Raw genomic sequence first — 6,628 nt, 5'->3', positions numbered from 1 at the left:
GGTTCTTCGCGGGATCTTGGGGAAGTGGAAGTTGACAGACAGGGTGCTGGTAAACTGGCTGTCTCCAAACACACCACCACCATCACCCTGCTGTCGCCGTGCATCATATTGATATTGCCTCCTTCTGGCCAGGTTATACCGTCATCGCCCAAGCGCTTTCTGCCAACCATCACACCCTGTTTACCCTTGAGCCTCGCGCCGACCTGTTGCCCCGTTGTCGCCGATGCCTGCAACCCACGCCATTGATCCACGACCAACGTATCCGCCGGGTGCGTGAGCGAGACCTATTTGACCGACAAGTCTGGTTACAACTGCCTGTTCGCCGCGTCGACTGTCTGCGCTGTGGTCGCGTCAGTGAACATATCGACTGGCTCCCCTCTGGCTCCCGCCTCACCCGGCGCATGCAGTGCTGGATTGAAGCGCTCGTTCAGTACCTCCCCATCCGCCATGTCAGCCAGCTCACCGGGGTCGGTTGGCACACCATCAAGGAGATCGACAAGCGCCGTTTGCAGACCAGTGTGGGCACCATCGAACTTGGGGAGGTGCGGCGGCTGGTGATGGATGAGTTTGCCCTGCACAAGGGACACCGCTATGCCACCGTGATCATGGATGCCGAGCGAATCCGCGTCCTGTGGGTGGGGCACGGCAACAGCCGGGCCGCTATCCGTCCCTTCTTCGAGCAGCTCGGCGAGCGATGCCAGCAGATTGAAGCGGTGGCGATGGACATGAACACGGCGTTCGACCTGGAGGTGAAGCAACACTGCCCGCAGGCGGAGGTGGTCTACGACCTGTTCCACGTGGTGGCTCGCTATGGCCGAGAGGTGGTGGACCGGGTGCGAGTGGAGCAGGCGAATGCACTGAAAAGCGATAAACCGGCGCGAAAAGTGGTCAAAAGTGCGCGTTGGTTGCTGCTACGTAATCGGGCGAAGTTGAGTGAAAAACAGGATGTGAAGTTGCAGGAGCTGTTGGCGGCGAATCAACCGCTGGCGATGGTGTACGTGCTGAAAGAGGGGTTGAAGGGCATCTGGTATGCGCCGAGCGTGTGGGAAGGATGGCGACGATGGCGGAGCTGGATGCGGCAGGTGAAGGAAAGCGGGCTAGCGCCGCTGCAACGATTTGGTCGAAATTTATCGAAATATATGCGGGGGATCCTGGCGAGTGCAAACTACCCGATGCACACGAGTGTGCTGGAAGGGGTGAACAACAAGATCAAAGTGATAAAGCGCATGGCATATGGATTTAGGGACTCAGAATACTTTTTTCTGAAAATCAAGGCGGCCTTCCCCGGAAAGCCGCGATGAACCTATTTTTATGTGGCTCCCTTCACGTTGTATTCAATTCGCTTTTACCGCCTGATAGCCGGTTTGGTGCGGGGGATCACGTAATTTCATCTGGTTATAGATGTTATCTATGCCGATGGTGACGTGGTCTATTTTTCTGGCGAATGCTGACCACGTAGACTGGCAAAAACGGTTTTACTCAATGCTGTTTCAATAACAAAACAAAAAAGTAACGAAGGGAAAATATGAAAATTCGTCCATTGGCTTTATCCGTGGCGTTATGCTGCGGCGGGGTTCTTTTGTCCGGTTGTCATGACAGCTCATCCAGCGGTAGCGATAACGGGGTCAAACCGGAGGTGAAGGCGCCCTGGGATTTTGATCTCTATATGGTTGGCGAATTTAGCGGCTGGGGCCGTGAGGAGAAGTTCAAACTGACCTTCAAGGAGGGGGTCTATCGTCTGGACAACCTGAAGATGAACTCGGGTATGTCCCCCTTCAAAGTGGCTGGCCCCGAGTGGACCAAATATCCCGATTTCTCTGCTGACTCCCGCAAGGAGACCAGCATCTTCCCCGGTCAGGTCTATCCCATGTACTACCAGAACAACGGGCAGAACAACCGTCTGGTGGTGACCGAAAAGGGGCTGATCGATATTCAGGTCAAGGTGACCAATGCCGATCTGGCGGCACCGGCCATCGAGTTCTCCATGGTGCGTGATGACCCCAATTACAGCGAGAGCCTCTATCTGAAAGGGATTGATGGCAATCTGGAGCCCGTGCTGCAGATGGTCTATCAGGGGGACAGGCTGTATGTGATGGTGGCCAGGCTGACGGTGGGTGAACACAAGATAAAGATCGCCTCCGCACAGGAGGGGATTGGATTCGGGATTAATGGCGCCATTGCCTTGAACCACCCGGTCAAGATGCAGCGCTGTGACGCCCAGTGTCAGCTGGCATCAGTGCGGGTGGATCAGGAGGGGTATTACAAGTTCCTGCTGGACGCCAGCCAGGATGAGAATGCCCCCTTGTTGCAGGTTAGCATCGCAGGAGAGGGAGACCTTGGCATGATCAATCCCCATGAAGGGCATGAGCTGATCGAGAAGCGCGAGTATGAGACCTATAAGCCCGGAGTGACGGAAACGGCTACCTTCTCGGTCAAAAAGGCCAGTGACGAGTATCGCAGCTATGCGCAATCGACTACTCAGGAGTTGCGTGATCCGGGCGAGAACTTTACCACCTATCAGGAGCAGTCCGATCTGCCCCGCTTGCGATCCGGCAACATGGTATTTGATGCCCTGTTTGCGCTGGCCGCTTACGAGATGCGCCAGAACAGCGTGGCTCAGGTCAAGGATGGCAGTTACAACGGGGGGCAGGCGATCCCTTGCGACTGCTTTGAAACCGGCGCCAAGTGGCATTACGTCTGGACGCGGGATCTCTCCTACGCCACCGATCTGGGGCTGGGGGTGCTTGATCCCCTGCGGGCGCGCAACTCCCTGCAGTTCAAGCTCTCTGATTTCAGAGCCGAGCTGAAAAGCGATATGGACAGTTTGATCCCGCAAGGACGCCAGATCATTCAGGATACCGGTACCGGGGGCAGCTGGCCCATCAGTACCGATCGCATGAGCTGGGCCCTGGGGGCCGAGCGGGTGCTGGCTGCCCTGTCTGATGCCGAGCGCCGCGCGTTCTTGCCCGATGTCTTTGAAGGACTGAGCAACACCATAGAGAGTGATCGTCTGGCCGCCTTCGATAGCGCAGATGGTCTCTATGTCGGCGAGCAATCTTTCCTCGATTGGCGCGACCAGACCTATGCCAAGTGGATCACCGCAGATATCGCCCACATCGGCATGAGCAAATCTCTCTCCACCAACGTGACCCACTATCAGGGGTTGCTGCTGGCCGCGCGGGTGGCGAGCGAACTGGGGCACGATGAGCTGGCGATCCGCTATAACCAGTGGGCGGGTGAGCTGAAACTGGCGATCAATCGTGCTTTCTGGCTGGCTGACGAGAAGATGTATGCCAGCCTGATCAACACCAGTACCGATCAGAGCCCGGCCTACAAGTTCGATCTATTGGGGGAATCCCTCGCCATTCTGGCCGGTGTTGCCGATGAGGCGCAGGCCAAAGAGATCATCAGTCGCTATCCCATGGGCCCTTATGGCGCGCCGGTCTACTTCCCGCAGCAACCCGATATGCCGGTTTACCATAACCGCGCCATCTGGCCCTTCGTCTCCGCCTACGGGCTGAAGGCGGCGGCCATGGTGCAGAACGTTGCCGTGGTCGATCACCATATCGATTCCCTGATGCGCGGCGCCGCGCTGAACCTCTCCAACATGGAGAACCTCGAGTGGCTCTCCGGTCAGCCCTCCCTGATGGATCTGACCCATCCCGATTTGACCGGGCCGGTGATCAACTCCCAGCGCCAGCTCTGGTCTGTCGGGGGCTACCTTGGCATGGTGACCGACACCACCTTCGGCTACAAGGTGGAAGAGGGGGGGATCCGGATCAAGCCGTTTGTCACCGCTCACTTGCACAAGCTGATGGGGGCCAAGCCCGAGGCTGCACTCAAGGGATTGAACTATCGTGGCAAGCAGATTGACATCGTGCTGCAACTGCCGGAGCTGGGCGGGGAGGGCAGTTACTATCCGGTACGCAGCATTACCCTCAATGGCGCCCCGGTGGGTGAGCAGATAAGTGAAAACATGCTGGCCCCTAGCAACCGGATTGAGGTGACGCTCGGTGCCGCCGTGGCTGACGATCAGGGGAGCCGCCTGATCAAGGATGTGGCGCCGCTGGATGTCGAGAACAGGCAGGTGTTTGCACCGACCGAGCCGACCCTGCTCGGGGTTAGCGAGCAGAGTGGCAAGCTGGTGGTTGCCCTGCAGGACAGTCTCAACAAGGGGGCGGTCAGCTACAACATTTATCGGGATGGCAAGCAGGTGGCCTCCGATCTGGGTCGCGCGACCAGCTGGGTCGACGACATGGTACTGCAGCCGGGCAAGGCCTATTGCTACAGTGCCGAGGCGGTCTATCCGGAGTCCGGCAACCGCTCCCATCATGCCAAACCGGTTTGCTATCAGCCTGCGCTGCAACATATCGCCATCGATGGGGCCAACGTCTCCCATACCGGCAGTGTGAGCGCCGCCGATGGGGCCATTCCCGTCCCTTACCTCAAGGATTGGGGCCGCCCCGACGACAGCTTGCTGGTGCAGGGGGTCAAGCTCGATGGCAAGCACGCCATTCGCCTGCAATACAGCAATGCCCAGCATGCCATCAATCTGGGGGTGACCAACGGGGTGAAACGGATCTCGGTAGTGAGTGGTGGCCAGGTTGTCACCAGCGGTATGGTGCAGATGCCCCATGTGATGAAAGAGGGCGACCTCAAACCGCTGCGTGACTCGACGCCGTTCGTGATTGATCTGCCTGCCGGGGAGTATGACATCCGGGTGAGCGATTTTTACAACATGAGTTACCTGAAGGCAAACGACACCTACAACGATGCAGGCGGTCAAAAGGGGGCGGTCAATCTGATCGATCTCGCCAGCATCACCATTTCGGCTCGCTAAGCGCTCAAACAAAACGGCCAAACAAAACCGCCCCGGATAGCCGGGGCGGTTTTTTATTTAGCGATACCGAGATGAGCCGCGGTCAACACAAGGGCTCAGCGATAGCGGCCACGTACCGAGCTGCTGGCGCGGCCGGCCATCTTGATCAGGCTCTGGCGGGTGTGCAGGTGGCAGAGCGCGACGCCGAGGGCATCCGCTGCATCCGCCTGCGGGGTGGCGGAGAGTTTCAGCAGATGGGTCACCATATGCTGCACCTGCTCCTTGGCGGCGCCGCCGGTGCCGACCACCGCCTGCTTGATCTGGGTGGCTGAGTATTCGCTCACCGGCAGATAGGCGTTGACCGCGGCGACGATGGCGCTGCCCCGGGCCTGCCCCAGTTTCAGGGCCGAGTCGGCGTTGCGGGCCATAAAGACCCGCTCGATGGCAAACTCGGTGGGTTTGAACTGGGTGATGATCTCGCATACCCCGTCATAGACCTGCTTGAGGCGCTCCGGCAGCTCGCCGCAATCGGTGCGGATGCAGCCAGAGCCCAAGTATTCGGCCTTGCCGCCCACGACCCGGATAACCCCGTATCCGGTGATCCGCGAACCCGGATCGATGCCCAAAATAATGCTCATGGGTGTTGATTGCTCTAAACGCGAGTGATGGCCGCCAAGATAGCAAACTGTGGCCCGTTTGGCTGTATGTCCCGGGTCAAGCGGGCAAAGATTGGCCAGCCGGCGTCGGGCGTGGTTAGCCCTTGAACAGCGCTATGGTGTCGCCATCCTGCAGGCTGCCCGCGCCGCGCACCACCACCCGATCCCCCTGCTTGAGGGCGCCGCTCACTGCCACTTGCTGGCTGTCGCCAAACAGCACGGTGACCGGCACCCGATTCACTTTGAGCGCCTTGCCGCTTCGCGCCACCTGATAGACCACGCTGCCATCGGTGCCGAGCACCAGGGCATCCCGTGGCAGCAGCATGCTCTGCTGATCCCCCAGTGGCAGGGCAACCCGTACCGGCGAGCCGATGATGAAGGTGCCCGCTTCCGGTTTGAGGCGCAGCTCGATGAGGCGCGACTTGGGATCGGCGCTGGCGGCTCGCTGGTAATAGACGCCGTGACCGCTCAGCTGCTCCCCCTCCACCTGCAGCCGGGTTTGCGGCGCCAGCTGCTGGGCCCAGAGAATGGGGGCCTGCAGGCGGATATCCGGCTGATCCGGGTTGACCAGCTCCAGCGCCTGCTCGCCCGCGTCCACATGCTCGCCGGGCTGGATGAAGTGGTTGTTCACCACCCCGTCGAACGGGGCATAGATGTGGCTGCGGCGCAGCTGTTCTTCAATCTGGTTCACCTGTATGGCGGCCAGTCGCTCGGCCAGCGCGGCCTGCTCCACATCATAACTGGCCTTGTCGTACTGGCTTTGGGAGGCGCTCTTTTGCTGGTGCAGCCGGGTGATCCGCTGGGATTCGGCGCGAGCGAAGCGCAGGTTGCTCTGCCATTTCGCCTGCTCGGCGCGAGCCTGCTCTAGCGAGAGGCGCAGCGCCGTACTGTCGAGGCGCAGCAGCTCATCTCCTTTTTTGACCCGGCTGCCAAATTCGGCGATCCACTCCACCCGGCCGCTCACTTCGGCGCTGAGCGCCGCTTGCTGGCGACTCGCCACCGTGCCGCTGACCCAGATATTGGCGGCCGCATCCCCTTGGGTCACATCCGCCAGGGTCACCATCTTGCCCTGAACGGCCAATACCGGTAGCGCGCTGCCTGCAATCAGCGCAGCGCCAGCCAACATTCGGGTAATCATGTGTGTCATCGATGA

At 59.7% G+C, this 6,628-nt stretch carries 4 protein-coding genes; 2 read left to right on the top strand and 2 right to left on the bottom strand.

All coding sequences use genetic code 11. From position 1 onward, the window contains the following. The first annotated feature begins 98 nt into the window (after positions 1-98). Both AB5Y97_RS15785 and AB5Y97_RS15780 read left to right on the top strand, forming a co-directional pair. Complete coding sequence (locus AB5Y97_RS15785; RefSeq protein ID WP_368157222.1) at positions 99-1,301, top strand: ISL3-like element ISAeme19 family transposase; 1,203 nt, start codon at positions 99-101, stop codon at positions 1,299-1,301. A 437-nt stretch (positions 1,302-1,738) separates the two neighbouring features. After that, positions 1,739-4,840, top strand: a complete 3,102-nt coding sequence (locus tag AB5Y97_RS15780; protein ID WP_201948310.1) for a hypothetical protein — start codon at positions 1,739-1,741, stop codon at positions 4,838-4,840. 95 nt (positions 4,841-4,935) lie between these two features. Here AB5Y97_RS15780 and ruvC read toward each other — a convergent pair whose 3' ends face one another. Both ruvC and AB5Y97_RS15770 read right to left on the bottom strand, forming a co-directional pair. Beyond that, positions 4,936-5,457 carry a crossover junction endodeoxyribonuclease RuvC gene (gene ruvC / locus AB5Y97_RS15775; protein WP_005334512.1) on the bottom strand — a complete coding sequence of 174 codons (522 nt, stop codon included), beginning with the start codon at positions 5,455-5,457 and terminating at the stop codon, positions 4,936-4,938. 115 nt (positions 5,458-5,572) lie between these two features. Further along, positions 5,573-6,622 (bottom strand): efflux RND transporter periplasmic adaptor subunit, encoded by a 1,050-nt coding sequence (locus tag AB5Y97_RS15770; RefSeq protein ID WP_201948289.1) that lies wholly within the window; start codon positions 6,620-6,622, stop codon positions 5,573-5,575. Positions 6,623-6,628: the final 6 nt, after the last annotated feature.

Source organism: Aeromonas sp. R10-2, from assembly GCF_040908445.1.
GTDB classification, from domain to species: domain Bacteria; phylum Pseudomonadota; class Gammaproteobacteria; order Enterobacterales; family Aeromonadaceae; genus Aeromonas; species Aeromonas veronii.
The sequence above is the reverse complement of the archived record's forward strand: the minus strand, read 5'-3'. Positions and strand labels throughout refer to the sequence as shown.

Excerpts from the sequence above, each read along its gene's own strand:
- ruvC (WP_005334512.1), bottom strand. The coding sequence starts at position 5,457 with ATGAGCATTATTTTGGGCATCGATCCGGGTTCGCGGATCACCGGATAC.
- AB5Y97_RS15770 (WP_201948289.1), bottom strand. The coding sequence starts at position 6,622 with ATGACACACATGATTACCCGAATGTTGGCTGGCGCTGCGCTGATTGCA.